The organism is Aeromonas sp. 130281 (assembly GCF_056642115.1).
In genome coordinates this window covers 195,967-222,832 of the sequence record NZ_JBWVQS010000002.1, presented here as the reverse complement: position 1 = coordinate 222,832, position 26,866 = coordinate 195,967, and the positions used below count along the sequence as shown (strand labels likewise).

23 protein-coding genes, 1 tRNA gene and 1 other annotated feature are annotated in these 26,866 nt (G+C 63.0%); of the genes, 2 read left to right on the top strand and 22 right to left on the bottom strand.

The window, feature by feature from the left end:
* Window positions 1-11: 11 nt before the first annotated feature.
* A complete protein-coding gene (locus AC1IN8_RS08000; protein WP_479758577.1) occupies window positions 12-5,003 on the bottom strand; it encodes a beta strand repeat-containing protein in 4,992 nt (1,663 codons plus the stop codon).
* Between the two features lie 1,640 nt (window positions 5,004-6,643).
* A tRNA-Ser gene (locus AC1IN8_RS07995) sits at window positions 6,644-6,731 on the bottom strand.
* Window positions 6,732-6,929: 198 nt separating this feature from the next.
* Here AC1IN8_RS07995 and AC1IN8_RS07990 point away from each other — a divergent pair.
* On the top strand, window positions 6,930-7,679 hold the full coding sequence (locus AC1IN8_RS07990; protein WP_479758575.1) for a DsbA family protein: 750 nt from the start codon (window positions 6,930-6,932) through the stop codon (window positions 7,677-7,679).
* Window positions 7,680-7,742: 63 nt separating this feature from the next.
* On the opposite strand, the gene galE is transcribed toward AC1IN8_RS07990, so the two are convergent.
* The 20 genes from galE to AC1IN8_RS07890 form a co-directional block, all read right to left on the bottom strand.
* Window positions 7,743-8,756, bottom strand: a complete 1,014-nt coding sequence (gene galE / locus AC1IN8_RS07985; protein WP_479758574.1) for a UDP-glucose 4-epimerase GalE — start codon at window positions 8,754-8,756, stop codon at window positions 7,743-7,745.
* Between the two features lie 84 nt (window positions 8,757-8,840).
* Window positions 8,841-9,860, bottom strand: coding sequence for an FAD-binding oxidoreductase (locus tag AC1IN8_RS07980; protein WP_479758573.1), 1,020 nt, complete (start codon window positions 9,858-9,860; stop codon window positions 8,841-8,843).
* A gap of 87 nt (window positions 9,861-9,947) precedes the next feature.
* On the bottom strand, window positions 9,948-11,597 hold the full coding sequence (hcp, locus tag AC1IN8_RS07975; RefSeq protein WP_479758572.1) for a hydroxylamine reductase: 1,650 nt from the start codon (window positions 11,595-11,597) through the stop codon (window positions 9,948-9,950).
* A gap of 242 nt (window positions 11,598-11,839) precedes the next feature.
* On the bottom strand, window positions 11,840-12,307 hold the full coding sequence (locus AC1IN8_RS07970) for a Dps family protein (RefSeq protein WP_139434208.1): 468 nt from the start codon (window positions 12,305-12,307) through the stop codon (window positions 11,840-11,842).
* 130 nt (window positions 12,308-12,437) lie between these two features.
* Window positions 12,438-12,980, bottom strand: coding sequence for a DUF3833 domain-containing protein (locus tag AC1IN8_RS07965; protein ID WP_479758571.1), 543 nt, complete (start codon window positions 12,978-12,980; stop codon window positions 12,438-12,440).
* Between the two features lie 14 nt (window positions 12,981-12,994).
* A complete protein-coding gene (locus tag AC1IN8_RS07960; RefSeq protein ID WP_319917133.1) occupies window positions 12,995-13,537 on the bottom strand; it encodes a chalcone isomerase family protein in 543 nt (180 codons plus the stop codon).
* Window positions 13,494-13,712 carry a TIGR02450 family Trp-rich protein gene (locus tag AC1IN8_RS07955; RefSeq protein ID WP_479758570.1) on the bottom strand — a complete coding sequence of 73 codons (219 nt, stop codon included), beginning with the start codon at window positions 13,710-13,712 and terminating at the stop codon, window positions 13,494-13,496. The genes AC1IN8_RS07960 and AC1IN8_RS07955 overlap by 44 nt, the downstream gene beginning before the upstream one ends.
* A complete protein-coding gene (locus AC1IN8_RS07950) occupies window positions 13,709-14,188 on the bottom strand; it encodes a DUF2878 domain-containing protein (RefSeq protein WP_479758569.1) in 480 nt (159 codons plus the stop codon). The genes AC1IN8_RS07955 and AC1IN8_RS07950 overlap by 4 nt, the downstream gene beginning before the upstream one ends.
* Before the next feature lie 2 nt (window positions 14,189-14,190).
* Window positions 14,191-15,447 (bottom strand): class I SAM-dependent methyltransferase, encoded by a 1,257-nt coding sequence (locus tag AC1IN8_RS07945; RefSeq protein WP_479758568.1) that lies wholly within the window; start codon window positions 15,445-15,447, stop codon window positions 14,191-14,193.
* Window positions 15,447-16,181 carry a DUF1365 domain-containing protein gene (locus AC1IN8_RS07940; RefSeq protein ID WP_479758756.1) on the bottom strand — a complete coding sequence of 245 codons (735 nt, stop codon included), beginning with the start codon at window positions 16,179-16,181 and terminating at the stop codon, window positions 15,447-15,449. The genes AC1IN8_RS07945 and AC1IN8_RS07940 overlap by 1 nt, the downstream gene beginning before the upstream one ends.
* A gap of 17 nt (window positions 16,182-16,198) precedes the next feature.
* Window positions 16,199-17,458, bottom strand: coding sequence for an NAD(P)/FAD-dependent oxidoreductase (locus AC1IN8_RS07935; RefSeq protein ID WP_479758567.1), 1,260 nt, complete (start codon window positions 17,456-17,458; stop codon window positions 16,199-16,201).
* Window positions 17,455-18,189: an SDR family NAD(P)-dependent oxidoreductase gene (locus AC1IN8_RS07930; protein WP_479758566.1), complete on the bottom strand. Its 735-nt coding sequence runs from the start codon at window positions 18,187-18,189 to the stop codon at window positions 17,455-17,457. The genes AC1IN8_RS07935 and AC1IN8_RS07930 overlap by 4 nt, the downstream gene beginning before the upstream one ends.
* Window positions 18,186-18,614: a nuclear transport factor 2 family protein gene (locus AC1IN8_RS07925; protein ID WP_247627109.1), complete on the bottom strand. Its 429-nt coding sequence runs from the start codon at window positions 18,612-18,614 to the stop codon at window positions 18,186-18,188. Before AC1IN8_RS07925 ends, AC1IN8_RS07930 begins: the two co-directional genes overlap by 4 nt.
* A 1-nt stretch (window position 18,615) precedes the next feature.
* The gene (gene phrB, locus AC1IN8_RS07920) at window positions 18,616-20,040 is read right to left on the bottom strand and encodes a deoxyribodipyrimidine photo-lyase (protein WP_479758564.1); all 1,425 of its coding nucleotides are present in this window, start codon (window positions 20,038-20,040) and stop codon (window positions 18,616-18,618) included.
* Complete coding sequence (locus AC1IN8_RS07915) at window positions 20,037-20,924, bottom strand: MerR family transcriptional regulator (RefSeq protein ID WP_319917126.1); 888 nt, start codon at window positions 20,922-20,924, stop codon at window positions 20,037-20,039. The genes phrB and AC1IN8_RS07915 overlap by 4 nt, the downstream gene beginning before the upstream one ends.
* Window positions 20,925-21,056: 132 nt before the next feature.
* Window positions 21,057-22,001, bottom strand: a complete 945-nt coding sequence (locus AC1IN8_RS07910) for a YbgA family protein (RefSeq protein WP_139434197.1) — start codon at window positions 21,999-22,001, stop codon at window positions 21,057-21,059.
* A 173-nt stretch (window positions 22,002-22,174) separates the two neighbouring features.
* The gene (locus AC1IN8_RS07905) at window positions 22,175-22,804 is read right to left on the bottom strand and encodes an outer membrane beta-barrel protein (RefSeq protein ID WP_479758563.1); all 630 of its coding nucleotides are present in this window, start codon (window positions 22,802-22,804) and stop codon (window positions 22,175-22,177) included.
* Between the two features lie 183 nt (window positions 22,805-22,987).
* Window positions 22,988-23,542 (bottom strand): DUF3157 family protein, encoded by a 555-nt coding sequence (locus AC1IN8_RS07900; RefSeq protein ID WP_139434195.1) that lies wholly within the window; start codon window positions 23,540-23,542, stop codon window positions 22,988-22,990.
* Window positions 23,543-23,637: 95 nt separating this feature from the next.
* Window positions 23,638-24,468 carry an adenine nucleotide alpha hydrolase family protein gene (locus AC1IN8_RS07895; protein ID WP_202046984.1) on the bottom strand — a complete coding sequence of 277 codons (831 nt, stop codon included), beginning with the start codon at window positions 24,466-24,468 and terminating at the stop codon, window positions 23,638-23,640.
* A gap of 143 nt (window positions 24,469-24,611) precedes the next feature.
* Complete coding sequence (locus AC1IN8_RS07890; protein WP_479758562.1) at window positions 24,612-25,211, bottom strand: HAD family hydrolase; 600 nt, start codon at window positions 25,209-25,211, stop codon at window positions 24,612-24,614.
* 164 nt (window positions 25,212-25,375) lie between these two features.
* Window positions 25,376-25,498, top strand: a sequence feature (Phe leader region).
* Between the two features lie 38 nt (window positions 25,499-25,536).
* On the opposite strand from AC1IN8_RS07890, the gene pheA reads away from it, so the two are divergent.
* Window positions 25,537-26,709 carry a prephenate dehydratase gene (pheA, locus tag AC1IN8_RS07885; RefSeq protein ID WP_202046986.1) on the top strand — a complete coding sequence of 391 codons (1,173 nt, stop codon included), beginning with the start codon at window positions 25,537-25,539 and terminating at the stop codon, window positions 26,707-26,709.
* Window positions 26,710-26,866 lie beyond the last annotated feature (157 nt).

The window sequence follows — 26,866 nt, the reverse complement described above, 5'->3', positions numbered from 1 at the left end:
ATAGAGCCGGGTCAGACCAGCCCTTGGGAGGTCAGGATGCTGTTGGGCATCTGGAGCATATGCACATCATTGAAGGCTTTTCCCGCATTGATGTTGGCCCAGGTGCCGTTCCACAAATCGCCGTTCCCATAGAGAGCTCCCGGAACCTGTCCGGTGCTCCATGCTATGCCACGATAGACGGTGCCTTTGGCATAAGCTGTCATGCCGAGGAATGACACCATCGTATACACCCCATAGAACTCCTGAGTGTTCTGACCATTACGGCCTGCGTCCACTCTTCCTACGACGCGCCATTGCGAGCCGCTCTTGCCCATGATCCCCTGCCCCGTTCCCACAAAGACCACCTTGTCGTCCGCCCCCAAATTGTTAGCCCCCGACCACATTCCCCAGGTTCCAGGTCCATTACCGGCCGTGCTCATCTCAGCCTTCTGACTCTCCACCCGGACATAAATGGTGTAGCTGGTATTGGCATCGAAAGTACGGCTGCTGTGGTCGGAACTGACCCCCTGTACCAGGTCAAACACCACTATGCTGGTGTCGGCCACAGGTCCAGAGGTGTCGATCACGATGGCTTCATTTGCCCCGAGTGAACCGGCCCCGCCAGGGGTCGGCAAGGTCAGGGTGGCGTTGTTGCCGGCAGCGTCGCGGATGGTGCCGCCATTGAGGCCGAGTGCCCCAGAGCTCAGGTAATCCAGATCGGCACTGGTGTCCCCCGCCTGAACCGTGTAGTTGAAGGTCAGGGTATTGGAGCCTGAGCCACTGACGTAATTGATGGTCCGATCCGTGGCACCGGTTTCCAGGGTCAGTTGCGGCGTGCCAGAGACGGTGACCGCCTCGCTGAAACTGACCTGGATGCTGATCACACTCCCCACACCGTAGGTACCCGCCGCCGTAGGGCTGCTAACCCCGTTCACGACAGGGGCCGTGGTATCGACCAGGAAGCTGGCGTTGTCGGCCACCAGGGCGTGGCTCAGGTTCACGTCGTTACCCGCGGCGTCGCGCAGGGTGCCCCCGTTGGCAGCAAGTGCGCCGGCGGCGATGCTGATGCCGTTGGCATCGGTCTGACCGGGCAAAATCGTGTATTGGAATACCAGCGATGCTGTGCCTGAGCCCGAGGCGTAATTTGCGTAAACCGTGCTGCCACCGATATTCAGCGCCAGACGCGGCGTACCGCCGGTGGTATTGACCAGGGTCGCTTCGTTCATGGTCACGGTGACGCTGACAACGTCACCGGCATTCAGGATGTTGTTCTGTAAACCGCTGGCACTGGTGATCGCCACAGCGCTGATACCTGGGGCCGTGGTATCCACCAGGTAACCGGCGTTATCGGTTACAGCACCATGAGTCAGGGTAGCCGCATTGCCCGCCGCGTCGCGCAGCGTTCCGCCGTTCGCCTGCAGCGCATTGGCACCCAGACTGATACCGTTGGCATCGCTCTGACCAGCCAGAATGGTGTATTGGAAGATCAATGAGGCAGTGCCACTGCCCGAGACGTAATCGGCGTAGACTGTGCTGCCCCCGACATTCAGCGCCACACGCGGGGTTCCCCCCGTGGTGTCGACCAGGGTCGCCTCATCCATGGTCACAGTGATGCTGACCACGTCACCCGCATTCAGGCGACTGTTCTGTGCACCGCTTGCCCCACTGATGGCGATGCTGTCGACAGCAGGTGCGACTTCATCGACCAGATCGTTGATCCCCAGGGTGACCGCCTGCTCGCTGGCGTTGCCGGCGGCATCCGTGGCTACCACGGTAAAGCTGTAGCTTGCCTTGGTTTCATGATCCGGGTTGCCCGTGAGAGTCACAGCCCCCGTACTGGCGTTGATGCTGAACAGCCCCGCATCCGCTCCCGCCTTCAGGCTGTAGCTGGTGTTGCCGGTCGACACATCGCCGCTGTCTGTGCTGGTGACGGTGTAGACCAGCTGACCGGCGCCGCTGTTTTCATTGATGGCGCTGGCGGTCGCCCCCGAGGTGATGGTCGGCGCCACTTCGTCCAGGTCATTGATATTGAGCGTGACCACCTGCTCGCTGGCATTGCCGGCCGCATCCGTGGCCACCACGGTAAAGTTGTAGCTGGGCTTGGTCTCGTGATCCGGGTTGCCCGTCAGGGTCACCGCCCCGGTGGCTGCGTCGATGCTGAACAACGCCGCATCCGCTCCTGCCTTCAGGCTGTAGCTGGTGTTGCCGGTCGACACATCGCCGCTGTCGGTGCTGGTGACGGTATAGACCAACTGCCCGGCGCCGCTGTTTTCATTGATGGCGCTGGCAGTCGTCCCAGAGGTGATGGTCGGGGCCAGGTCATCCAAGTCATTGATATTGAGCGTGACAGTCTGCTCGCTGGCGTTACCGGCCGCATCCGTGGCCACCACGGTAAAGCTGTAGCTGGGTTTGGTTTCATGATCCGGGTTGCCCGTGAGAGTCACAGCCCCGGTGGCCGCATCGATGCTGAACAGCGCTGCATCCGCTCCCGCCTTCAGGCTGTAGCTGGTGCTGCCGCTCGACACATCGCCGCTGTCTGTGCTGATTACTGTGTAGACCAGTTGCCCGGCGCCGCTGTTTTCATTGATGGCGCTGGCGCTGGTCCCCGAGGTGATGGCCGGGGCCACTTCGTCCAGGTCATTGATATTGAGCGTGATCGCCTGCTCGCTGGCGTTGCCAGCGGCATCCGTGGCCACCACGGTAAAGCTGTAGCTGGGCTTGGTTTCATGATTCGGGTTGCCCGTCAGGGTCACAGCCCCCGTACTGGCATCGATGCTGAACAGCCCCGCATCCGCTCCCGCCTTCAGGCTGTAGCTGGTGTTGCCGGTCGACACATCGCCACTGTCTGTGCTGGTGACGGTGTAGACCAGCTGACCGGCGCCGCTGTTTTCATTGATGGCGCTGGCGGTCGCCCCCGAGGTGATGGTCGGCGCTATCTCGTCCAGGTCATTGATATTGAGCGTGACCACCTGCTCGCTGGCATTGCCGGCCGCATCCGTGGCCACCACGGTAAAGTTGTAGCTGGACTTGGTCTCGTGATCCGGGTTGCCAATCAGGGTCACCGCCCCGGTGGCCGCATCGATACTGAACAGCGCCGCGTCCGCCCCTGCCTTCAGGCTGTAGCTGGTGCTGCCGCTCGACACATCGCCGCCGTCGGTGCTGGTGACTGTGTAGACTTGCTGCCCGGCGCCGCTGTTTTCATTAATGGCGCTGGCAGTCGTCCCAGAGGTGATGGTCGGGGCCAGGTCATCCAAGTCATTGATATTGAGCGTGACAGTCTGCTCGCTGGCGTTACCGGCCGCATCCGTGGTCACCACGGTAAAGCTGTAGCTGGGTTTGGTTTCATGATCCGGGTTGCCCATCAGGGTCACCGCCCCGGTGGCTGCGTCGATGCTGAACAACGCCGCATCCGCTCCCGCCTTCAGGCTGTAGCTGGTGCTGCCGCTCGACACATCACCGCTGTCTGTGCTGGTGACGGTATAGACCAGTTGCCCGGCGCCGCTGTTTTCATTGATGGTGCTGGCGCTGGCCCCGGAGGTGATGGTCGGAGCCACTTCGTCCAGGTCATTGACGTTCAGCGTGACCAACTGCTCGCTGGCGTTGCCGGCGGCATCCGTGGCCACCACGGTAAAGCTGTAGCTGGGTTTGGTTTCATGATCCGGGTTGCCCGTCAGGGTCACCGCCCCGGTAGCCGCGTCGATGCTGAACAGCGCCGCGTCCGCCCCCGCCTTCAGGCTGTAGCTGGTGTTGCCGGTCGACACATCGCCGCTGTCGGTGCTGGTGACGGTGTAGACCAGCTGCCCGGCGCCGCTGTTTTCATTGATGGCGCTGGCGGTGCCGCCTGAGGTAATGGTCGGGGCCAGGTCATCCAGGTCATTGACGTTCAGGGTGACAACTTGCTCGCTGACGTTGCCGGCGGCATCCGTGGCCACCACGGTGAAGCTGTAGCTAGGCTTGATTTCATGATCCGGGTTGCCAGTCAGGATCACCGTCCCGGTGCTGGCATCGATGCTGAACAGCGCCACATCCGCCCCCGCCTTCAGGCTGTAGCTGGTGCTGCCGCTCGACACATCGCCGCTGTCGGTGCTGGTGACGGTGTAGACCAGCTGCCCGGCGCCGCTGTTTTCATTGATGGCGCTGGCGGTGGCACCGGAGGTGATGGTCGGGGCCAGGTCATCCAGGTCGTTGATATTGAGCGTGACCGTCTGCTCGCTGGCATTGCCGGCCGCATCCGTGGTCACCACGGTAAAGCTGTAGCTGGGCTTGGTTTCATGATCCGGGTTGCCCGTGAGAGTCACCGCCCCGGTGCTGGCGTCGATGCTGAACAGCGCAGCATCTGCTCCCGCCTTCAGGCTGTAGCTGGTGCTGCCGCTCGACACATCACCACCGTCGGTGCTGGTGACGGTATAGACCAGCTGCCCGGCGCCGCTGTTTTCATTGATGGTGCTGGCGGTCGTCCCGGAGGTGATGGTTGGCGCTATCTCGTCCAGGTCATTGATATTGAGCGTGACCGTCTGCTCGCTGACGTTGCCGGCGGCATCCGTGGCCACCACGGTGAAGCTGTAGCTCGCCTTGGTTTCATGATCCGGGCTGCCCGTCAGGGTCACTGCTCCGGTAGCCGCGTCGATGCTAAACAGCGCCGCATCCGCTCCCGCCTTCAGGCTGTAGCTGGTGTTGCCGGTCGACACATCGCCGCCGTCTGTGCTGGTGACGGTGTAGACCAGCTGCCCGGCGCCGCTGTTTTCATTGATAGCGCTGGCGGTCGCCCATGAGGTGATAGTCGGCGCCACCTCGTCCAGGTCGGTGATGTTCAGGGTGACTGTCTGCTCGCTGGCGTTGCCGGCGGCATCCGTGGCCACCACGGTGAAGCTGTAGCTAGGCTTGATTTCATGATCCGGGTTGCCAGTCAGGATGACCGCCCCCGTGGCCGCATCAATGATGAAGGCGCCATGGTCACCCGCCGCTTTGAGGCTGTAGGTGACAATCCCTGCGTCACTCACCGCTGCGGTATAAACGCTCTGCAAAGCACCACTATTTTCCAAAATGGCATCGGCTGTCGCGCCTGAGCTGAATTTGGGTGCGTAGGTATCAACCACAACGGCAACGGCATCAGTCAAGTTCTGCCCCGTTTGCGCTGACGTATACTCACCGCCTTGCACGACAATGCCCTGTGCACTTTCGGTCAAGGTCGCCTTGCCGTTGCTGACCTGCAACCCAGCCAGAAGATCAGCGATGGTTTGCTGACTATTGCCACCGTTCTGGGTATCCGCTCCTGAGAGCGCCGCCAGTAGGGCTCCGTATATTTCGCCTGCACTCAAGCCGTTGTTGCTGTCAAAACTGCCGCCGTTGGTTGGCACTACAGTAGTGCCATGCAAACTCGGCAGGCCGAATAGATCGGCAACGGCATCGTTGATGCTGTCCACCGTAGATGCCGCGGGCACACCACCGGCTGTCGCATCTTGCACCTTGTGATAAGCCAGGGTACTGAGGACATTAAGATTGACGGTGACTGTGGAATTAGGCTCCGACACCACCTCCATCGCGAACAGGTCAGCATTAAGGTCTTTGCCAGCCTGAGTCGCTTCATCCAGATAATCGGCACTTGGGCCATTGTTAACGACCCGGGCGATGACCACCCCAAGGTAGTCGCCAACCGCAATGGAGAAAGTGCCATCTGGATTGACCTGAGCCGTCCCCAGCAGGGTGATGCCGTCAGCCTGGTAAACCTCGACACGCAGATCATTACCCGCGATAACCGGGCCGCCCACTATGGTCCCGGCAACCTTGTTGACGACGCTGGCCTCTGAGCCACCATCACCATCACCTCCCCCACCACTGCCTGCAGCCAGGGCAATTCCACCAAGACCAAGCGCCCCCAGCCCGACAGTAATGGGAGTGAAGAAATCGCTGTCAGAGCTCCCTTGCCAGACGATGTGATCACCATTGGCAGTGGTCTCGATCACCGGGCTGTCACTCGTCACCGAGGCGCCAACCAGCGTCGAACCATCCAGTTCAGCCTGGGGGATAAACGCAGTCTCTGGCTCATCATAAAATTCGGTGAGCTCAACCAGAACGCCATCGTCCTCCGACTCGACAATCAGCGAGCCGCCCTTGCGCTTGACGACCACCCCCTCAGGGGACTTGCCTGTCGAAATATCGATTAACGCGTACTTGGCGCCAGGTTGAGCCGGAACGACGACAACATCGCTGAGAGGTATTTGCCGCAGTGAGCCATCAGCAAGGCGCTCGACAAGTTGCAATGACTGTTTAACGCCTGTTTTTGAGGCCATGTAGATCTCCCTATCCACCTGTATTTTAATGATATTTCTCTTATGAATGACGGCCTGCGACAAAAGGCGACGGGGTCGATACTAGCAGACAAGTTGCGGTCGATGATAGATGGCGCTTACGGCCAGGAGCAGTCAAATTGTCGCCGTTGCCATCAAGCATGGGCACGCAACAAACGCCTTCCTGCAGCAGTAAAGAAACACAACAAACAGTGTGATTTGCACTGGATTAGAGAAAGGTTCTCTTATTTGGAGAGACGGAAAAGGGAACCTGAAGGGGGGTCGAGATAGAGGGCACGCCAGTTGATACCCACTGGCATACCTAATACTGCAGATACAAAAAAACCCATCTCATTCAATGAGATGGGCCGTATAGATGGCGGAGGAGGTGGGATTTGAACCCACGGATGGTCGCCCATCGCCGGTTTTCAAGACCGGTGCATTCAGCCGCTCTGCCACCCCTCCGCAGCAGTGCGACGCATATTACCCATGACGATCCCCCTTGTAAATCCCTGCTCTGCTCGTTTGCCGATTTATTGGGCTAAATGGCCAACAAAACCCGCAGAGTCGCCCCAACCCCTGCTTTTTCAACCGGATGGCTTGACTTGAAAACAGACTCACCCACTATAGTGGCCTCCACCATATTCCCAGCAAGATGGACTTATGAGAATCAAACATGCCCTGTTCACCGCCCTGACCGGCGCGACCCTGCTTGCGGCGCCGGTGCAGGCGAGCGAGCTGACCAAGAGCGACGTCGAGCAGATCGTGCGCGACTATCTGGTCAAGAATCCGGAGATCCTGGTCGAGATGTCCAATGCCCTGCGTGCCAAGCAGGAGAGCCAGCAGGCCGAGAGCGACAAGACGCTGATCGAGGCCCATGCCAAGCAGCTCTTCGCCAATCAGGATCCCGAGAGCGGCAACCCCAAGGGGAGCCTGACCGTGGTCGAGTTCTTCGACTACAACTGCGGCTACTGCAAGCGGGCCCATCCCCTCATCCAGCAACTGCTCGGTGAAGACAAAGACATCCGCTACATCTACAAGCAGTTCCCCATACTGAGCGAGACCTCCTACTACGCCGCCCGCGCGGCGCTGGCGGTCAAGCTGGGTCAGCCCGACAAGTACCAGGCCTTCCACGACAAGCTGTACGCCCACCAGGGCCCGCTCTCCGACGAGGCTCAGGTGAAAGACGTCGCCAAGGCCGCCGGGGTGGACTGGAGCAAGGTCGAGGCGAAGATCAAGGACGGCAGCATAGATCAGAACCTGGGTACCAACCGGGCCCTGGCCGAGGCCATGAGCATCTCCGGCACCCCGGCCTTCATCATCGGCGATCAGATCCTGCGCGGAGCCCCCCGCGATCTGGCCAGCCTCAGGGCCATCGTCAAGGACGTACGCGCCGGCAAGAGCATTCAGTAACCCGCTCTTCGCTCATAAAGAAACGCCCCGGCATGCCGGGGCGTTTTGCTATCCGGGGTGTTATCAGGCCTGATAGCCGTTCGGGTTGTTGCTTTGCCAGCGCCAGGTGTCGACCATCATCTGCGCCAGACCCCGCTCGGCCTGCCAGCCCAGCTCGTCCCGGGCCAGGGTCGGCTCGGCCCAGCACTCTGCGATGTCGCCGGGGCGACGGGGCTTGATCTGGTAGGGAATGGGGCGGCCGCTGGCGGTTTCGAACGCCTTGACCATCTCCAGCACCGAGTAACCCTGACCCGTGCCCAGGTTGTAGGTGAAGACCCCGGTGTCGCGCTCGATGCGGGCCAGCGCCTTGAGGTGGCCGATGGCGAGATCCACCACGTGGATGTAGTCGCGCACGCCGGTGCCGTCCGGCGTCGGGTAGTCGTTGCCGAATACCCCCAGCTCCTTGAGCTTGCCGACGCCGACCTGGCTGATGTAAGGCAGCAGGTTGTTGGGAATGCCGTTGGGATCTTCACCGATGAGGCCGCTCTCGTGGGCACCGACCGGGTTGAAGTAGCGCAGCAGCACTATGGCCCAGCGGGGATCGGATTTGGAGAGATCCCGCAGTATCTCTTCAACCATCAGCTTGGAGCGGCCATAGGGGTTGGTGGCGCTGGTGGGGAAATCTTCCCTCAGGGGCACAGAGGCGGGATCCCCATAGACGGTGGCCGAGGAGCTGAAAACCAGGCGGAACACGCCGGCCCTGGCCATCTCCTCGCACAGCACCAGGGTGCCGGTCACGTTGTTCTGGTAGTAGGTGAGCGGGATCTGGCTGGACTCCCCCACCGCCTTGAGGCCGGCGAAGTGGATCACCGACTCGATATTGTGGGCGGCGAACAGCCGTTGCAGGCAGGCCCTGTCCAGGATGTCCCCCTCGACGAAGGTGACCGGCTTGCCGGTGATCCGCTCGACCCGCTTGAGGGACTCGGGGGAGGAGTTGGAGAGGTTGTCCAGTACTACCACCTGCTGGCTGGCGCCCAGCAGCTCAACCAGTGTATGGGAGCCGATATAGCCGGCGCCGCCCGTGACCAGAATTGTCATTTTTTATCCCGTGCTTTGCTGAAACTGGAGCTGAGTCTACCCGCCCTGCCCGCGCGGGAAAAGCTCGGGATACTTATGACGCCCTCAGTAGTCGAGGCCGACATCCCCTCTGGCGGTGCAGGAGCAGGCGAGCGCCACCCCGCTCTCCAGATCCTGCGCGCTCAATGTCATCACGCTCTGGCGCTCTATCTCCCCTTCCGTGGTGCAGCGACAGGCCCCGCATACCCCGGCGCGGCAGGCGGCCATCATGGTCTCTCCCGCCCCCTCCAGCGCCGCCAGCAGGGTCTGGCCCGGCAGTATTTTCACCCTCTTGCCGCTCTTTTTCAGGGTCAGCCAGAAGTGGTCGCTGTCGGCGGCAACTGGCACCGCACTCGATGCCGCAGAAGGCAGGCCGAAGGACTCCTGATGCAGCTGCGCCGCCGGCAACCCCAGCTCTGCCAGCATGGCGCTCACCACCGCCATATAGGGGGCGGGTCCACACAGGTAGACATGGCGGCTCAAGAGATCCGGCGCCAGTTCCCTCAGCATCTCCGGCGTGAGCCGGCCAACCCAGGGATAAGCCGTCGGCGCCTCTTCCCGTACTTGCTCCAGCACTAAAGCATGGCGCACGCCGGAATGGGCCTCGGCCAGCGCGGCCAACTCATCTGCGAAGATCACATCCTCAGGGGTTCTGGCGCTGTGAATAAAGCGGATATCCGCGTCCGGTCTCTTGGCCAGCTCGCCGCGCAGCATGGCCCACATGGGGGTGATGCCGGAGCCTGCGCTCAGCAGCAACGGTCGCTCGCAGGGCAGCGCCGTCAGGTTGAAGTCGCCGAAGGGGCCGTCGGCCCGGATCTGGTCCCCTAGCTGCAAGGTTTGGTGCAGGTGATGAGAGACCAGCCCCACATCCTTGATGGTGACCTGCCAGCAAGGATCCTGCGGGCTGGAGGAGAGGGTGTAGGCGCGGCACAGGGGCTCGCCGCCTATCTCGGTGTGCAGGGTCACGCACTGACCGGCGAGCACGGGGGGCAGCGTGCCCTCGGCGGCGACAAACTGCCAGCTGGTCACGTCGTGGGTCTCCGCACGACGGCCGATGCAGCGCAGGGGGAGAGAGGTGGAGATCATCGCAAGGCTCCTCTTGTCTTGAAGCGATCGTCTTGAAAAAAAGGCGAGCCATCAGGCTCGCCAAAGGCTTACAACATGCTGAATGCATCAGGCCGCCAGGATCTCGGCCAAGTCAGCCTCGGCCGTGGTGGTCCCTTTCAGGCCAAACTGCTCCTCCAGCACCTTGAGCAGGGCCGGGGTGAGGAAGGCCGGAGCGGTCGGGCCGGTGCGGATGTCCTTCACCCCGAGTGCCAGCAGAGTGAGCAGGATGACGATGGCTTTTTGCTCGAACCAGGAGAGCACCAGGGTCAGGGGCAGATCGTTGACGCCGCACTCGAATGCCTCGGAGAGCGCCAGGGCGAGCTGGATGGCGGAGTAGGCGTCGTTGCACTGGCCCACGTCCAGCAGGCGCGGAATACCGCCGATGTCGCCAAAGTCGAGCTTGTTGAACTTGTACTTGCCGCAGCCCAGGGTGAGCAGCAGGCTGTCCTGCGGTATCCCCTTGGCGAACTCGGTGTAGTAGGCGCGCTCGGCACGGTCGCCGTCACAGCCCCCCACCAGGAAGAAGTGGCTGATCTCGCCGGCCTTGACCTTCTCGATCACCGCAGGGGCGGCCTGCATCAGTGCGTTGCGGGCGAAGCCTATGGTGATGAAGTGCTCCAGCTCAACGTGCTTGAAGCCTTCCAGCGCCTGCGCCTTGGCGATAACGGCAGAGAAATCTTCCCCTTCCAGATGGGTCACCCCGGGCCAGCCGACGATGGAGCGGGTGAAGATGCGATCGCTGTAGTTGCCGACGTTAGGGTCGATGATGCAGTTGGAGGTCATCACCACGGCGCCGGGGAAGTTCGCAAACTCCTTCTGCTGGTTCTGCCAGGCGGAGCCGTAGTTGCCCACCAGGTGCGGGTACTGCTTGAAGAAGGGGTAGGCCAGGGCCGGCAGCATCTCGCCGTGGGTGTAGACCTTGATGCCGGTGCCTTTGGTCTGCTCCAGGATGAGCTTGAGATCCACCATGTCGTGACCTGAGACCAGGATGCACTTGCCCGGCACCGGAGTGACGCGCACCTGGGTCGGCTCGGGGTGGCCAAACGCCGTGGTTTCGCCGAGATCCAGCATCTCCATGATGCGGAAGTTGAGCAGGCCTATCTCCATGGCGCACTTGAACAGGGGATCCAGATCGCTGGGATCCGTGCCGAGCCAACTCATGATGCGGTGGAATTCGGCGGCTACCCCGGCATCCTGCTGATCCAGCACCCGGGCGTGCTCCATATAGGCGGCGGCCCCCTTGAGGCCGTAGAGACAGAGCAGACGCAGCCCCATGATGTCTTCGTTGACCTCGCTCTTGCCGCGATTGACCGCAGTCTGGGGCGCATGGGCCAGCTGTTCCAGCAGCTCGCTGCCCGGCTCGAAGCGGGCGGCGGCGGGCAGATCGCTTACCTGCACCGCCAGCGGTGCCAGCTTGGCGGCCAGCTGCTGACGATAGGCCATCGCCTGATTCACATAGCCGACGATGCGCGCCGAGTCGAAGTTGACGTTGGTGAGGGTGGCGAAGAAGGCCTTGGGCACGAAGGCGTCGATCTCGTCATCGATCATGCCGTGCTCGCGGGCTGCCAGGGCCCAGGCGCTGAGACCCTGCAACGCATAGATCAGCACATCCTGCAGATCCGAGGTTTCCGCCGTCTTGCCGCACATGCCTTGTGCGTAAGCGCAGCCATTGCCTGCGGGGGTACGAATTGTCTGTTCACATTGCACACAAAACATCATGCCTCTCCTAATTGGACATTTCAGTTGTTTGTTTTGTGGCAATTCTATTCCCCTCTAGAAAAACTTAATAGGCATTCAATTTACCAATTAAGTTTTCATTGATGCAGATCAAAAACAAAAAAGCCGCCCAGAGAGGGCGGCAAGCGGGTGGATAACATCAAAGACAATTCGGGATTGCAGCAACAGGGGATGCGGAACGATCGGGCCGGTGCCACTCATGGCATCCGGCCCTGACTTCATCAGGCCAGATAGGCCCGCAGCATCCAGACCAGTTTCTCCTGCTGCTGCACATAGTCGGAGAGGATGGAGGCGGTGCCCTCGTCACCGGCCTCGGCGGCCTGCCCCAGGATGCGGCGCTGGGCCACCAGCAACTCGCGGAAGCTCTCCAGCAGGGATTCGACGCAGGCACGGCCGTCGTGCAGCCCCTTCTGCTCGGGGATGGCGGAGACCTTGATGTAGTCGCTGAAGCTGTGCAGGGGCACCCCATCCAGGGTGAGGATGCGCTCGGCCAGAGCATCTACTTTCAACAGCAGATCGTTGTAGATCTCTTCGAATTTCAGGTGCAGCTCGAAGAACTGGTTGCCGCGGATGTTCCAGTGGAAACCACGGACGTTCATGTAGAGGATCTGGTAGCTGGCCAGCAACTTGTTCAGCTCGGCGGCCAGGGCTTGTGATTGAACGGTATCAAGACCAATGGGGCTCTTCATCATTCACCTCCAGGTGGTAAACATTATCGGGAACGGAGTCAGCATATCCCCGCACAGACTCAAAAGACAATTGCTTGTACCTTGCCCATTGATAGCGACTGGCTATCGTCAGCAGGAAAAACACCCGCTCTCATCGCTCAAGCCGCTCGATATAGAGGATCACCTCCCCCAGATGAATGCCGAACTTGCTGATCTTCGCGCGATTGATCAGGCGATCTTCATCCAGCAGATACATCCAGTCATCGAAGCTCACCCGCACCACCTCCCCGTCCGGCAGGGCCAGATCGAGTTGATAGCGCCAGTTCAGGGCAAAACCAGTCGTCTTGCCCACCGCCTCCCCCACCACGTCCGAGGCGGTGCCGCGCCAGTGACCATCCACCCCCTTGCTCAGAAACCAGGTGCGGGTCTGCTGGCGGCCATCATCGAAATAGAACTGCTCGAACAGCTCCCCCTTGCCCGCTCGCCAGCGCCCCTGCATCTCGACCCGAAAGCGACTGGTCACTTCGCCGCTACGGTCCGTCACCAGGCCATGGGCCACCAGCTTGCCATTGAAGAAACGGGCGAGATCCCAATTCGGGCCCTTCCCTCTGTAGCCATCGAGGCTGGCGCCACAAGCTGCCAGCAGCAGAAGTGGCCACAGCAGCAGAAGGCGCCATGTGCGGTAGAGAGGCATGCGGAACTCCAGTATCAGGGTTGGCCGCGCAGGCGGCGGGTAAGGGCGGGATCGCGACTGTTGTCGGCGAGCCAGATGGCCAGAAAGGCGGCAGAAAACTGGGGATCGGCAAGGGAACCCAGGGGCTTGTCCTGCCACCAGAAGTGACCGGCTCCCGCACTGTCCACATAGAAGGTGAGTCTGTCCCCTGCCCCGACATCGGGCCAGAGGGCGGCGAGCCGGCCGAGCCAGCGCTCGCGATCCGTCTCGCTGCCAAGGCCAAGCCGCTGCCACTCGGCGGCGGTGGCGCTCAGCAGATCTTCCCGCTCTATGGCTCTGGCATAGGTGAGGGTCAGGGCCTGCGGATAGCGACCCGGCTCGTAGCGTCCACTCGCGCTGTAGAGGGTGGCGTCATAGAGCTTGAACCAGAGCCAGCTCATCTCCCCCTGCCCGACCGGGCGCAGTTGTTGCCAGGGGGCGGCAGAGGCCTGCACCGCACTGGCAAACAGCAGCGTCAGCGCCGCCAGCAAGGTGCTAGCTCCACCCCATGTGCCAATGGGCGGGATCTTCCAGTTCATGCCAGTCCATCTCCTGTTCCTGCAGGGTATTGATATCCTGCATCACCACGCTCGCCAGTTGACCTCGCGCATCCCGCTGGCAGGCCACCACCAGGTAGAAGTGGTCGGCCAGCTCGTACTGGCTCTCCTTGGTCCATTTGGAAAATAACAAGGCGTCGGTCGAAAAGGTGTTCATCTCGGCTCACCCTCCAGCGTCACCGTTACCCACAGCAGTACGGGTAACAACCCCATCCAGATCACCGCCAGCAGCGCCGTGCTGATCCAGATGCCCCAGGGTAAGTGTACGGCCCCCATGGCAGCCCCCGCCACATAGGAGCTCGCCCCCCCCACCATGCCAAACAGCGCCTGCTGCCAGCGCGGCAAGGGCCTAAGCCAGCGCAGACCGTGGGAGAGAGTCAGGGCAAAACCGCACCAGAGCAGCAACAGCCAGAGCGGGAAACCGGCCGGAAACTGGAACAGGCCGAGCCCCCAGAGCAGGATGTCGAGCAGACAGCCTGCCAGGGCGACGGGAATGAGCCGCCACTCTTGCCGGCGACGAGGAGAGAAGAGGAAATGAAGCGACAACATCAGCAGCAGCGGGCCAGGTTGCTGCCATTTCACCGCCAGCAACCAGTAGAGGTTGAATCCCAGCAGGTGGGCCCACTGCCACATGGTCAGTGACCGCTCACTGGCAAGTCACCGGACCAGCCGAGGGGGCCCGGCTTGGCCGCCTCCAGCTGCACCAGGCTGATGGCCCGCTCCCAGAAGCCCCCCTCGCAATAGGCAAAATAGAAGTGCCACAGCCGGATAAAGTCCTGGCTGTAGCCGAGCCTCGGCAGCTCGGGGGCCAGCGCCAGGAAGCGCTCGCACCAGTGGGCCAGGGTGCGGGCATAGTGGTGGCCGTGATCGTGCAGCCGCACCAGCTGCATGTCGGTCTCCCGGGCGAGCAGCCCCGCCATCTGGGAGACGCTCGGCAGGCAGCCGCCGGGGAAGATGTAGCGCTGGATGAAGTCAACCCCGCGCAGATACTGGGCGTGACGCTGATCGGCTATGGTGATGGCCTGGATCAGCAGGCGACCACCGGGCTTGAGCAGGCGCGACAGCTGACGGAAGTAGTCCGGCAGGAAGGCGTGCCCCACCGCCTCTATCATCTCGATGGAGACCAGCTTGTCGAAGCGCCCCTCCAGCTTGCGGTAATCCTCCAGCAGCAATGTGATGCGATCCCCCAGCCCCTCCCGGGCAATCCACTCTTTTGCGTAATCATGCTGGGCCTGGGAGATAGTCGTGGTGGTCACCTGGCAGCCGTAATGGCGAGCGGCATAGACAGCCAGGCCGCCCCAGCCGGTACCTATCTCCAGCAGGTGATCCTCCGGTCCCAGCTCGAGCCGCTCGCAGATGGTGCGCAGCTTGGCCTGCTGCCCCTGCTCCAGGGTAGCCTCGGCGCTCGGGTAGATGGCGCTCGAATACTGCATGTGGCTGTCGAGGAAGCCCTGATAGAGGGCGTTGCCGAGATCATAGTGGGCGGCGATGTTGGAGCGCGAACCGGTCAGGGTGTTGCGGCTGCGCCAATGGCGCACCTTGTTGAAGGGGAAGCTGAGCCAGCCGAGCCGCCGCTCCAGGGTGTCGAGCAGCGGCAGGTTGCGCGCCAGCAGCCGCACCAGGGCCACCGGATCCGGGCTGGTCCAGAGCCCCTCCACCCAGGTTTCACCGGCGGCTATGCTGCCCCCCAGCAGCAGGCGGCGATAGAAGGCGGGATCCTGCACCACCACCTCGGCGTGCAGGTCAGTGCCCGCCACCCCGAAGCTGTGGCGCTCGTTGCCGTCCCGCAGCAGCAGTTGCCCCTGTTCGAGGCGTCCCAGCAGAGTGAGCAGCAGTTGCCTGGCCCCCTTGTCGATGAAAGAGGCAGAGAGGGTTGATTGAGCAAGTTCCATTAGCGGCTCTCCGGATGGCTAAAGATGGGAGTTCGTTTGATAAAAAGACGCAGGGCCTGCCAGTAGATCCCGAGCAGCACCTTGAGGGTCATCCAGGGCCAGCGGACGAGCAGGGCCGCGAGCCCCTGGCGCGACAGCGGCTCGCGGCGCAGCGCCAGGGTGGCGTCGAACAGCTTGGCCTCGCCGGATCTGGGATGACTCTCGATATGGATCAGCGTCTCCTCTTCGGGCGGGCGGATGCGCCAGTGATAGCGCATGGCCAGCCCCATGAAGGGGGAGACGTGAAAGTCCTTGTCGTGGGGCGCCAGGGCCGCCAGATCCAGCAGATAGTAGTGGCGCTCGTTCCAGGGGGTGTTCGATACCTCCGCCAGCAGATAGCGCGCCTCCCCCTCCCGGTAGCAGAAGTAGAAGTTGACCGGGCTGAAGTAGAAACCCAGGCAGCGCACGTTGCCAAGCAGCAGCACCCGGCCGTCCGGATCGGCACTGCCGCCAAGGGCGGTCACCTTGTCCCACACCGCCTGCTTGAGGGGCCCTTCGCTGCCACCCAGATAGTCGCTGCGGCGAAAGGAGAGCAGCCCCGCCCGCTCCACGCCGAACCAGCGTCCCTGGCTGAGCTCCGGCAGCTCGTCCAGATCCAGCCCCAGCATGAAGAGGCCGTAAGAGAAGGCGTGGCTGCGCGGCGCAAAGCGACGGTGGCGCACCGAGCCCTGCCAGATGGCGCTGATGGTCTCCATGGTGTCGCCGGCGCCCTTCACAGGCTGGCTCCGAAGCGACTGGCCACGTCCAGGGCGCTGCGCACCCCGTCCTCGTGAAAGCCGTTGTACCAGTAGGCGCCGCAGAAATGGGTGTGCTGCCGGCTGCAGATCTCGGCCCGCCGCTGCTGGGCGGCGATGGAGGCCTGATTGAAGACCGGATGATGATAGACGAAGCGGCGCAGCACCTTGCTCTCGTCCACCCGGCCCTGGGGATTGAGGCTGACGCAGAAGGGTTGCGGCGAGCTTATCCCCTGCAAAATGTTCATGTTGTAGCTCACCAGGGGGCGCGCCTCGTCGTCGTCCCCGAGCTGATAGTTCCAGCTGGCCCAGGCCTTTGGCCGGAGCGGCAGGCAGCTCGCATCGGTGTGAAGCCAGACGTCGTTGGCCTGATAGGCCATGGCACCGAGAATGGCCTGCTCCCCTTCGCTCGCATCCGTCAGCAGGGCCAGCGCCTGATCGCTGTGACAGGCGAGGATCACCTCGTCAAAGTGCTCCTCCCCGTAGCCGCTTCGGACCAGCACCCCCTCGGCCGTGCGCCTTATCCCCTGCACCGGGCAGGCCAGCCGGATCCGCGGTAGCCAGCCTGCGGTGAGTGGGCCTATGTATTCCCGCGAGCCGCCCGGAATGACATACCACTGGGGACGGTTGGCCACATCCAGCAGGCCGTGGTTGGCAAAGAAACGCAGGAAGAAGCCCAGCGGAAAGGCGCGCATGTCCGCCAGGGTGGAGGACCAGATGGCCGCCCCCATGGGCAGTATGTAGTGGCGGGCGAAGTAGTCGCTGAACTCCCCCAGTTGCAGGAAGTCCCCCAGGGTAGGTTCACTGCCACCGCCGTGGCGCCCAAGCTCCGCCAGCCAGGCGCGAGCCTCCCGGTTGAAGCGCAGTATCTCGGCGACGAAGCGGTAGAAGCGCGGGCTCAGCAGGTTGCTGCGCTGGGCAAACAGGGTATCCAGATTGTGGCCGTTGTACTCCAGCCCCTGGGGGTTCTTGACCGAGAAGCTCATCTCGGTGGGCTGGCGCGCCACCCCGATCCGCTCCAGCAGTTTCAGGAAATTCGGGTAGGTGCGATCGTTGAAGACGATAAAGCCGGTGTCGATGGCATAGCTGCGACCGGCCAGGCTGACATCCACGGTGGCGGTATGTCCGCCGAGCAGGGGGGCCGCCTCGAACAAGGTGATGTCGTGCCGCTTGTGGAGCAGAAAACCGGCGCTGAGACCCGAGATCCCGGAACCTATGATGGCGATCTTTTTCTTCATGAAGGGGATCCTTTCGAGATGAGAGTGCGCCCCAGCCGCAGCCAGAGCCCCGTCGGCAGAGCCCCCAGCAGGCGCAGCAGCCAGATGAAGCGACGGGGGAAGTGGATCTGGTGGCGACCGGCAGCCAGCCCGCCCATGATGGCGCGGGATGCCTCCTCCACCGTCACCAGACAGGGCATGGGAAAATCATTCTTCGCGGTGAGCGGCGTTTGCACGAAGCCCGGGCGGATCAGGGTGACCCCTATCCCCTTGCTGGCGAGATCGAGGCGCAGGGTATGGGCCAGATAATCGAGGGCCGCCTTGGAGGCGCCATAGGCCTCGGCCCTTGGCAGGGGCAGCCAGCTCACCGAGGAGCTGACGATGGCGAGCCGCGACCCGGCCGCCAGCCGTGGCAGGAAGGCGGCCAGGGCGTGGCCGGTGGCGATGAGGTTGGTCTCGATCACCCGGGCAAACAGCGCGCTGTCAAATCCCTCGGCTATATCCATGTACTCGCAGTTGCCGGCGCCCAGGATCACCAGATCCAGCGTGGGCAGACCGGCGGCGGCCTCTGCCATGGCGACGCTGTCCCGTGCATCGAACTGCAGGGGAGTGATGCCGTGAAGCCCCAGCTCCTGCAGCCGCTCGCCGTCGCGGCCACAGCCCCACACCTGCCAGCCAGCGCGCCGATAATCGAGCGCCAGCTGGCGACCTATGCCGGAGGTGGCCCCGGTGATCAGCACGCGTCCGCTCATGTTCCCAGCCTCCCCTTGATGGCGCGCACCACGGGCCCGAGCAGGGGTAACTGCTCGTAGAGCATGGCGCCGAGATCGAAGTAGTCCCGGTGCAGGCAGATCTTGCCCCAGGCATCGAACTGCAGCCGGGTGGCGCCCTCGACCCGCACGGGCCGACCACCGGCGATCCTGGGGTGGGCGAAGATCATGACCCAGCTGAGCCAGGCTTCATTGCCCTGCTGCTGCTGGCTGGTGATCTCGAAGCGGCACTCCTTGAGCCGCCCGTAGAGGGAGGAAAAATAGCGGGTGAGCGCGGCCAGCCCCTCGATGCGGTGGGCCGGATCGATGAACACCACCTGCTCGGCATAGATCTCCGGCAGGCGGTGCAACTGGTGCTTGTCCAGCTGCAGGTAGAGGACGATGAAATGGGCCAGCGCGTCGTTCATGCTATTGCTTCTCCAGGTCACGGAACATCTCGATGGCCCTCACCCGTGCAACGGCATGATCCACCATGGGCGCCGGGTAGTCCTGCCGCCCCTTGAGCCGCAACCAGTCGTGGGGCTGGTGCACATGGGTGGCAGGCAGATCGGCAAGCTCAGATACCCAGGTACGGATAAACTCCCCTTGTGGATCAAATCGTTGCCCCTGAGTGGTCGGGTTGAACACCCGAAAGTAGGGGGCCGCATCGGCGCCTGTGCCCGCCGCCCACTGCCAGCCGCCATTGTTGGCCGCCAGATCCCCGTCGATGAGCCGGCTCATGAAGTAATCCTCCCCGAGCCGCCAGTGGATATGCAGATCCTTGGTCAGGAAACTCGCCACTATCATCCGCAGCCGGTTGTGCATCCAGCCGGTGGCGTTGAGACAGCGCATGGCGGCGTCGACTATGGGGTAGCCGGTGCGCCCCTCGCACCAGGCGGCAAACGCATCCGGGTCCCAGCTCCAGGGCAGGGCCGCCGTCTCCGGCTTGAAGGGCCGATTCATCGAGAGGGTCGGGATCAGTACCAGCAGGTGGCGATAGAACTCGCGCCAGATGAGTTCATTGAGCCAGACGAAACCGGGCTGCGCCTTGGACTGGGGCCGGCCGCCGAGCCGCTGCTGCAAGGCCGCCACGCACTGACGGGGGCTGACGATGCCCGCCGCCAGATAGGGGGAGAGGATGGAGGTACCCGCCAGCGCCGGAAAATCCCGGGTCTCGCCGTAGTCCAGCACCCCCTGCTCCAGGAAGGCGTGCAGCCGCCGCAGGGCCTCGGCCTCCCCCACCGGCCAGCGGGGATCCGGGGTCAGCTCCCCGAGTCCCTCATCGACAAAGGCCCGCTCGGCGAGCGGCTGCCAGGGCAGGGGCTCGCCCCGGGGCGCCGGGGCTCTGTGGATGACGAAGCCATCCTCATCCAGCGCCTTGAGCCAGGCGCGGCTGAAGGGGGTGAAGACCTTGAACATCTCCCTCCCGCCGGTCAGCACCCGCCCGGGGGGCAGCACGCAGCAGCCGTTGAGCCAGTGGCAACCCACCTCCTGCTCTGCCAGCGCGGCGGTGACGCCATGGTCCCGGCACTGCTCGTCAAGCTCGATGGCCTGATTGGCGTAGAGCTGGCTCACCCCGAGCTCGCGGCAGAGGTCAGCCAGCGCCGCAGGCACCTCGGCAAAGGTCTCGACCCGCAGCAGATGGAGCTGGATGCCGAGGGCCGCCAGCTCCCGGCCCAGCGCATCGACCTGGGCCAGGATGAAGCGCTGGCGGATGGGGGCCATCTTGTGCTGCCGCCACTGGGTGGGGGAGATGATGAAGAGTGCGGCGACCGGCTCATCGCTGGCGCAGCCATGACGCAGCGCCGGGTTGTCGGAAAGGCGCAAGTCATTGCGAAACCAGACCAGCCTCATGATCTCTTGCTCCCGCGCCCGCTCAAGCCGCGCGCGGCAGGCCTGTCCGCCATCACCTCGGCCAGGGTCGCCCGCCAGCCGTGAGCGGCCAGCCAGTCAGCGTCATAGAGTCGCCCCAGCTCGCCAAAGAGCCGGGTACCGGCAGGCCAGTCGGCGGCCAGCGCCGGCTTGCCAAGGCCAGCCCCCAGCAGCACCCGCCAGGGGGTGAGGGCTCGCCCCTCCAGCAGGGCGACGTGGCGCGGCTCAACCGCCCCCAGCAACTGCACCTCATAGCCCTGACCGATCAGCTCGTAGGCCGCCCAGACCAGATCGAGAGGGCCCACCTGACCCCAGCTCGCCAGGGTGACCGGCAGCCCCTTCTCCTGCTCGATGAGGTGGCGGGCGAAGCGGGTGTGGAGCCAGCCCAGCCACACCTGTTGCAGCAGCTCGCCATCCGGCCGCTCGCGCCACAGGCCCAGCAGCCGCTCCACCAGCGGTTGCAGCACCCGGCTGCGCACCAGCTCGAAGGGGTAGCTCGCCAGCAGGTCGTTAAGCTCGGCCTCCGCCTTGCGCTGGTTGAAGGCGAGCAGCGCCTGGCTGAACTGCTCCAGGGTCTGCTGCCAGTGATCGCTCACCGGCTGGGACTGGGGCTCGCTCAAGAGCCCCTTCACCTGGCCTATGCTCACCCCCCGCTCCAGCCAGCTCAGGATCTCGCCTATCTGGCGGATATCCTGCTCGCTGTAGAGGCGGTGCCCCTTGTCGGTGCGGGCGGGCTGCACCAGGCCGTAGCGGCGCTGCCAGGCGCGCAGGGTGACGGCATTGACGCCGGTGAGGCGGGAGACCTCGCGAATGGGGTAGATCCCCTCGTCCGGCTTGGCGGCATCATCTTGTGGTACATCAGACATGGTGACTTCCATTCAACAGGGTATGGGCGCCCCGAACCCAGAGGCTGCGTCGGGGCACAAGCGAATTCAGAGCCCGTCACGCAACTTGCGCGTATCGGGGGGCGGCTCTGGATAAGGCTGATCTCGCCATTCTCAAAGCCCGTAACGCAATTTCAGCGTATCGGGATGCGGGTTGAGATAGACCTGCTCGGCAAGATAGGCATTGGGGTATTCCCTCAGGTAGTGGCGGATCAGGGTGAGGGGCACCAGCAGCGGGAAGATGCCGGTGCGGTACTTGTCTATGGTGTCGCAGAGCTCCTGCTTCTGGGCCGGGGTCAGCACCCGCTTGAAATAGCCCTGCAGGTGCATCAGCACATTGGTGTGGCTGCGACGGTTGGCACGCAGGGTCAGGGCCGCCATCAGGCCCTTGATGTAGTTGTCGGCCACCTCCTGCAGGTTGGCCTTGCCGAGGTTGCCGAGCAACTTGCCAAGGGTGCGGTAGTGGGTGGTGGCGTGGGAGAGCACCAGGTACTTGTAGCGCGAATGAAAGCGGATGAGGGCGGCGGCGGTGATCCCGCTGGCGCAGAGCTGCTGCCAGTCGTGATAGGCGAAGACCCGCAGCACGAAGTTCTCCCGCAGTATGGGATCGCACAGGCGGCCGTCTTCCTCCACCGGCAGCAGGGGGTTGGCCTCCATCAAGGCCTTGGCAAAGAGGCCAATTCCCTCCTTGGCGCTCCCCTCGTTGTTGGCGCCATAGATCCGCACCCGCTCCATGCCGCAGCTGGGTGACTTGGCACAGAGGATGTAGCCGGAGATGAAGTCGAGCTGGCGCGCCTTCTGCTCGCTGAAGGCGATGAGCCGCTCGGTGACGTCGAAGCTGCCGTTGCTCGCCTCGGCCCGCACCTCCCCATGGCGCTTGACCAGGCGGATGGCGGCGCGGGGAGCGCCGAGGCCGATGGCCATCTCGGGGCAGACCGGGTGATAGTCGAAGTGGGCGCCAAGATCCCGTTCGCAGAAACTGGAGCGCTTGTGGCCCCCGTCGAACCGCACTTCCTGCCCCAGCAGACAGGCACTGATACCGACCTTGATCTTGTACATGATTGCGCCCCTTGTATAAGCATTGAACCAGTTATAGCAGTTATACAAAGAAATGAAAGTTGTATAACTATTACGGACCGATACGACACAAGGGGGAAAACAGGATCACCGGAAAATGAAAAAGCCCATGACCGGGGTCATGGGCAAAATGGAGGTCACGACAGACAGGGAAATCAGAAGCTGTATTTCACACCCAGGCTGGTGATGGATCCTTTCTGCAGATCCCAGTTGCGGTAGGTGTAATCGGCGGTGAGGGCCAGGTTCTGGCTCACCTTGTAGGCGGCACCCGCCTTGAAGTCATGCATGTCGTCGGTCATGTTGGCGTAGCGATAGCCGGTGGAGAGCTCGACGGCGCCGATGTCGTAGCGCAGGCCCACTTCACCGTAGAGGCTGCCGCTCTGCTTGCGGGTGATGTCGTCCCAGCCGCTGTCGTTGACGTTGGAGGCGAGCTCGCGCTCCATGCTGTAGCCCATCAGACCCGCTTCACCGTACAGGTTCAGGCTGGTGCTGAGGGGAGTGAACACCCCCATACCCAGATTGGAGATGGCCATGCTGTCATTGCCGCTGTTGCGGGAGGTGTATTCGGAGCCGAAACGGCCGTAGAAGTTGGAGCCGAAGCTCTTGGAGAGATCCAGACTCAGGCCACCGAAATCGCGGTTGTTGCTGTCCTTGCCACCGACGTAGTCGGACTTGGTGTGTGCCCAGGTGGCAGATCCCTTGGCGTAGCTGAACGCATCTTGCGCCAGGACGGAGGTGGAAGAGAGGCCGGCCAGAACCAGAACAGACAGTGCGAGTTTTTGCATTTTGTTGACTCCGATTGTTGAGTTAGGCGGAACCTAACTGGAATGGAGCCATTGTGACGGGCGAGGGGGGAGGTGCCGAGCGGCAAGCTGTTGCCAAACCATGTCAGATGTAAGCAGATATTGCTGGCGGTTACCGGTGCAACACTCCATGGGGGGACGGGCCTGCCCGTCCCCGCCGCTATCCTAGCGGAATTCCACCTCGTCGATCTGCACCCGCACCAGCGGCTTGCCGGTCAGATTGGCCGGACGGGCCAGCTCGATGGCCCGCGACGGACGCTGCTCGCCCTTGCGCAGATAGGATTCAGGCAGACGATTCTCCCCGACCCAGAAGCGCACCGGCTGGGTCGCCAGCTGCACCCCCTCGGCACTGAACAGGGTCAGGCTGCCGTTGACCCGCACCACGTTGCGGCTGCCGGTGTTGCTCACCATGAATTGCAGGCGCAGCGGATCCTCGCCCTCCACCTGGTTCAGGGTCACCGTGATGCCGTCCCGGGTCGCCTGGGCGAGCAGGTCGGGATTGGCCAGGGCCTGCTCGGTCAGCACGGGCGCCGCCACGCTCGTCGTCACCGTCTTGCCGGCCACCGTCTCGGCGGGCTTCACCAGCAGGTATTCCCAGGTGAAGTCGTCGTTGAGCTGCACCTGACGGCCATCGGCCAGGGTGACCTGGGTCAGGGGCGCGGCCTGGGCCAGCATGGGGGAGAGGCAGAGGGCAAGCAGCAGTCTGGACAAGGGTTTCATGGGCAGATGACTCGATAGGGATGCAGAAGGAGCAGTATAAAGAGTCGGGCTGCCCTTGCCTATGACCCGACTCACGTTACGGGCCTGGGCCGGGGTCAGATGACCAGCTGCTGGGGGTCTTCCCCCGATACCATGTCCAGGGTCACCAGATCGAACTGGGCGCTCTTGAGCGCCTTCTGGATGCTCGGCTGCATGTCGAACACCAGAGCCCGCATGCGCTGGGGCACCCTGATCCTGGCCAGGGTGGTGACCCTGTCCGCCAGGGTATGGAAGAAGACCTGGGCCCCGTCCAGCCCCATGTCGAACAGCATCTGCTCGGCCATGTCGACCATACGCAGGTGGCGCCGGTCCAGGGACTCGACGTCGGAGAAGCGCTGGCTCAGGCAAGCCTCTCCCCCCGCCCCCCACAGGGCCAGCTGGCGCTTGTGGAAGCCATAGCGAAAGTCCCGGTGGGTCATGCCCTGCTCGGCAAAGATCCAGAGGGTATTGGCCGGCACACTGTCGAAACGCCGCAGATACTCCCGCATCTCCTCCACCGAGGCCGACATCAGGATAGGGGGGCCGTCATCGTGTTCGAGCTGCTGGCAGAGGTAGCGCACCGGATCCGTCACCTCCGCGAGGTGGCCGAGGTGCACGCTGAAGATCATCTCGTCGGTCCTGATCACCTGGTGGGCGATGCCGTAGTGCTTGCAGTAGCGCTTGGCCCGGGCCACCGCCTTGCGGCTCAGGGTCGGGTTGTCCAGGGTGATGGCCCGAAAGCGGACCCCGCTGGCCCGACACAGATCCATGCTGTAGCAGGACTCCAGCCGGCCGGAGAAGGAGACAAGCAGTTCGCCGTAACCGGCCAGGGTATTGATGAGCCTCTGTTCCCTGGCCTGAAATAGCTGATCGTATCCCCGATTCAGCGCGACGACATTGGCATCCATAACAACGGCTCCGGATGATGAATAGGATGTTATTTTGCGATGACAAAGCTGAATAGACACTTAAAGAATGGGGACAAAGTTGTTCTTTATTCGCTCAAGAGGCAAATCAGCCCCCCTTTTCTCCGGGCCCGGCGAAGGGCCCCTCAGGCGGGCAACCATCCCTGCTCGACCAGCTGCCGGCGGCATGCGGGGGCGTCGGTGAACACCATGCCCTGCAGGCCGAGCGCCCGGGCCGCCGCCACGTTGGCCGGGCTGTCGTCGATAAAGAGACACTCCCCAGCCTTGAGGTCGAACGACACCAGCAGATAGCGGTAGATGTCGGGCTCGGGCTTGAGCATCCGCACCCGGGCCGACACCACCTTACCGCTGAAGAAGCGCCAGAACTCCTGATGCTGCTCCAGCCAGTCGATGCTGGCATGGCCCATGTTGGAGAGGGCGTAGAGCCGGTGACCGGCACTGTGCAGCGCCTCGATAAGCGCCACCATGGCGGGGTCCGGCAGCAGGGAGGCGGGCACCGCCTGCAGGATGGCGAGGTTCTGTGCCATAGGCAGGCCGGTGCGCGCCTCGGCCTGGTGCGCCATGGCGTGCAGGGAGAGGGTGCCCCTGTCCACCTCCAGCCAGTCCGGGTGGTTGAACAGCAGCTCCGCCAGGGCCTCGGCGCCCTCCGGTCCACGCACCGAGCGCACTATGCCGACCGGATCCCAGCTCACCACCACCCGTCCCAGATCGAAGATAATCGCCATCCTCTCGCCTCCCTCTCATTGACCAGCGACAACGGGACCGGTGTGACACTCATTCGGCCAGGGATCCCGACCACCTACCCTGCCCCGTTCAACGCACCGGGGCAAGTTTTACTTGCATCGGCGAGCCAAATCCCTTAATGGTTATGACGTTACATTCAGGACAACATCATGCACACACCATTCTTCTTTGCTTTCTCGTTTATCCGGCCCTCATGAGGGAAGGCCCTGTCGTCGCATCAACAGAAAGCAAAGACGAATCGAGCCTCCCCCAGCGGAGGCTTTTTTTTGCAGCAACCACCACAGAAGATTTGGATAGGGAACCACCATGGCAACGCTCGACGAGATCAGACAAGACATCACCCAGTTGGATCAGGAGCTGCTCGCCCTGCTGGCCAAACGCAAGACCCTCAGCATCGAGGTTGCCCGCGCCAAGCAGGCCAATCCCCGTCCCATCCGCGACACCCAGCGGGAGCAGGACCTGCTGGTTGCCCTGATCCAGAAGGGGCGTGCCCTCGGACTGGATGCCCAGTACATCACCCGCATCTACCACACCATCATCGAAGATTCCGTGCTCTCCCAGCAGGCCTACCTGCAGAGCCTGCTCAACCCCCAGCAGCAGGAGCCCATGACCAGCGTCGCCTACCTGGGCCCGCGCGGCTCTTACTCCAGCCTGGCCGCCCGCAAGTACCTGGCGCGCTATAAGGATCAGGTCATCGAGGTGAACTGCCAGAACTTCCGCGAGGTGCTGGACACGGTGGAGTCGGGCCGCGCCGCCTTCGGGGTGCTGCCCATCGAGAACACCAGCTCGGGCTCCATCAACGAGGTGTACGACGTGATGCAGCACACCACCCTCTCCATCGTGGGTGAGCTGACCTATCCCATAGAGCACTGCATCCTCACCGCCGTGCCCACCGAGCTGTCACGCATCAAGACCTTCTACGCCCACCCCCAGGTGTTCCAGCAGTGCTCCCACTACCTCAGCAAGCTGGAAGGGGCGCGTCACGAGATCTGCGACTCCTCCTCCAGCGCCATGATGAAGGTGAAGGAGCTGGGGAGCCCGGAGGCGGCGGCCATCGGCAGCGCCGCCGGCGGCGAGCTGTATGGACTCGACGTGCTGGCCGAGCAGCTCGCGAACCAGAAGGAGAACTACAGCCGCTTCATCGTGGTGGCGCGCAAGCCCATCGACGTGGCGCCCCAGATCCCGGCCAAGACCACCCTCATCATGTCCACCTCCCAGAAGCCGGGCTCCCTGGTGGAGGCCCTGCTGGTGCTGCGCAGCCACGAGATCAACATGACCAAGCTGGAATCCCGTCCGGTGCAGGGCAACCCCTGGGAGGAGATGTTCTATCTGGATGTCTCCGCCAACCTGCAGACCCCTGAGATGCAGGCCGCCCTGCTGGAGCTGACCAAGATCACCCGCTACGTCAAGGTGCTGGGCTGCTACCCGAGCGAAGACGTCAAGCCGACCGCAGTGCCGCCGGTGCTGATGGGCAGCTAAGCCCCCGAACGGCAAGAGGCGAGCATCAGGCTCGCCTCTCTCTTTATCTGTCTCCCCACCCCCGCTGGCGGCGCCGCAGCCTCCAGTCCCCCGATTTGGCGTTCGGAAAAACTGAACGACACATTCCCACCATTCACTCCAGGTATACGACCTGGGC

What these genes read in the sequence shown, in the direction of transcription:
- AC1IN8_RS07990 (WP_479758575.1), top strand. Translation starts at nt 6,930, where the DNA reads ATGAGAATCAAACATGCCCTGTTCACCGCCCTGACCGGCGCGACCCTG.
- AC1IN8_RS07970 (WP_139434208.1), bottom strand. Translation starts at nt 12,307, where the DNA reads ATGAAGAGCCCCATTGGTCTTGATACCGTTCAATCACAAGCCCTGGCC.
- AC1IN8_RS07955 (WP_479758570.1), bottom strand. Translation starts at nt 13,712, where the DNA reads ATGAACACCTTTTCGACCGACGCCTTGTTATTTTCCAAATGGACCAAG.
- hcp (WP_479758572.1), bottom strand. Translation starts at nt 11,597, where the DNA reads ATGTTTTGTGTGCAATGTGAACAGACAATTCGTACCCCCGCAGGCAAT.
- AC1IN8_RS07890 (WP_479758562.1), bottom strand. Translation starts at nt 25,211, where the DNA reads ATGGCGATTATCTTCGATCTGGGACGGGTGGTGGTGAGCTGGGATCCG.
- pheA (WP_202046986.1), top strand. Translation starts at nt 25,537, where the DNA reads ATGGCAACGCTCGACGAGATCAGACAAGACATCACCCAGTTGGATCAG.
- AC1IN8_RS07895 (WP_202046984.1), bottom strand. Translation starts at nt 24,468, where the DNA reads ATGGATGCCAATGTCGTCGCGCTGAATCGGGGATACGATCAGCTATTT.
- AC1IN8_RS07900 (WP_139434195.1), bottom strand. Translation starts at nt 23,542, where the DNA reads ATGAAACCCTTGTCCAGACTGCTGCTTGCCCTCTGCCTCTCCCCCATG.
- galE (WP_479758574.1), bottom strand. Translation starts at nt 8,756, where the DNA reads ATGACAATTCTGGTCACGGGCGGCGCCGGCTATATCGGCTCCCATACA.
- AC1IN8_RS07925 (WP_247627109.1), bottom strand. Translation starts at nt 18,614, where the DNA reads ATGAACGACGCGCTGGCCCATTTCATCGTCCTCTACCTGCAGCTGGAC.
- phrB (WP_479758564.1), bottom strand. Translation starts at nt 20,040, where the DNA reads ATGAGGCTGGTCTGGTTTCGCAATGACTTGCGCCTTTCCGACAACCCG.
- AC1IN8_RS07930 (WP_479758566.1), bottom strand. Translation starts at nt 18,189, where the DNA reads ATGAGCGGACGCGTGCTGATCACCGGGGCCACCTCCGGCATAGGTCGC.
- AC1IN8_RS07905 (WP_479758563.1), bottom strand. Translation starts at nt 22,804, where the DNA reads ATGCAAAAACTCGCACTGTCTGTTCTGGTTCTGGCCGGCCTCTCTTCC.
- AC1IN8_RS07945 (WP_479758568.1), bottom strand. Translation starts at nt 15,447, where the DNA reads ATGGAACTTGCTCAATCAACCCTCTCTGCCTCTTTCATCGACAAGGGG.
- AC1IN8_RS07980 (WP_479758573.1), bottom strand. Translation starts at nt 9,860, where the DNA reads ATGATCTCCACCTCTCTCCCCCTGCGCTGCATCGGCCGTCGTGCGGAG.
- AC1IN8_RS07940 (WP_479758756.1), bottom strand. Translation starts at nt 16,181, where the DNA reads ATGGAGACCATCAGCGCCATCTGGCAGGGCTCGGTGCGCCACCGTCGC.
- AC1IN8_RS07950 (WP_479758569.1), bottom strand. Translation starts at nt 14,188, where the DNA reads ATGTGGCAGTGGGCCCACCTGCTGGGATTCAACCTCTACTGGTTGCTG.
- AC1IN8_RS07935 (WP_479758567.1), bottom strand. Translation starts at nt 17,458, where the DNA reads ATGAAGAAAAAGATCGCCATCATAGGTTCCGGGATCTCGGGTCTCAGC.
- AC1IN8_RS07915 (WP_319917126.1), bottom strand. Translation starts at nt 20,924, where the DNA reads ATGTCTGATGTACCACAAGATGATGCCGCCAAGCCGGACGAGGGGATC.
- AC1IN8_RS07965 (WP_479758571.1), bottom strand. Translation starts at nt 12,980, where the DNA reads ATGCCTCTCTACCGCACATGGCGCCTTCTGCTGCTGTGGCCACTTCTG.
- AC1IN8_RS07960 (WP_319917133.1), bottom strand. Translation starts at nt 13,537, where the DNA reads ATGAACTGGAAGATCCCGCCCATTGGCACATGGGGTGGAGCTAGCACC.
- AC1IN8_RS07910 (WP_139434197.1), bottom strand. Translation starts at nt 22,001, where the DNA reads ATGTACAAGATCAAGGTCGGTATCAGTGCCTGTCTGCTGGGGCAGGAA.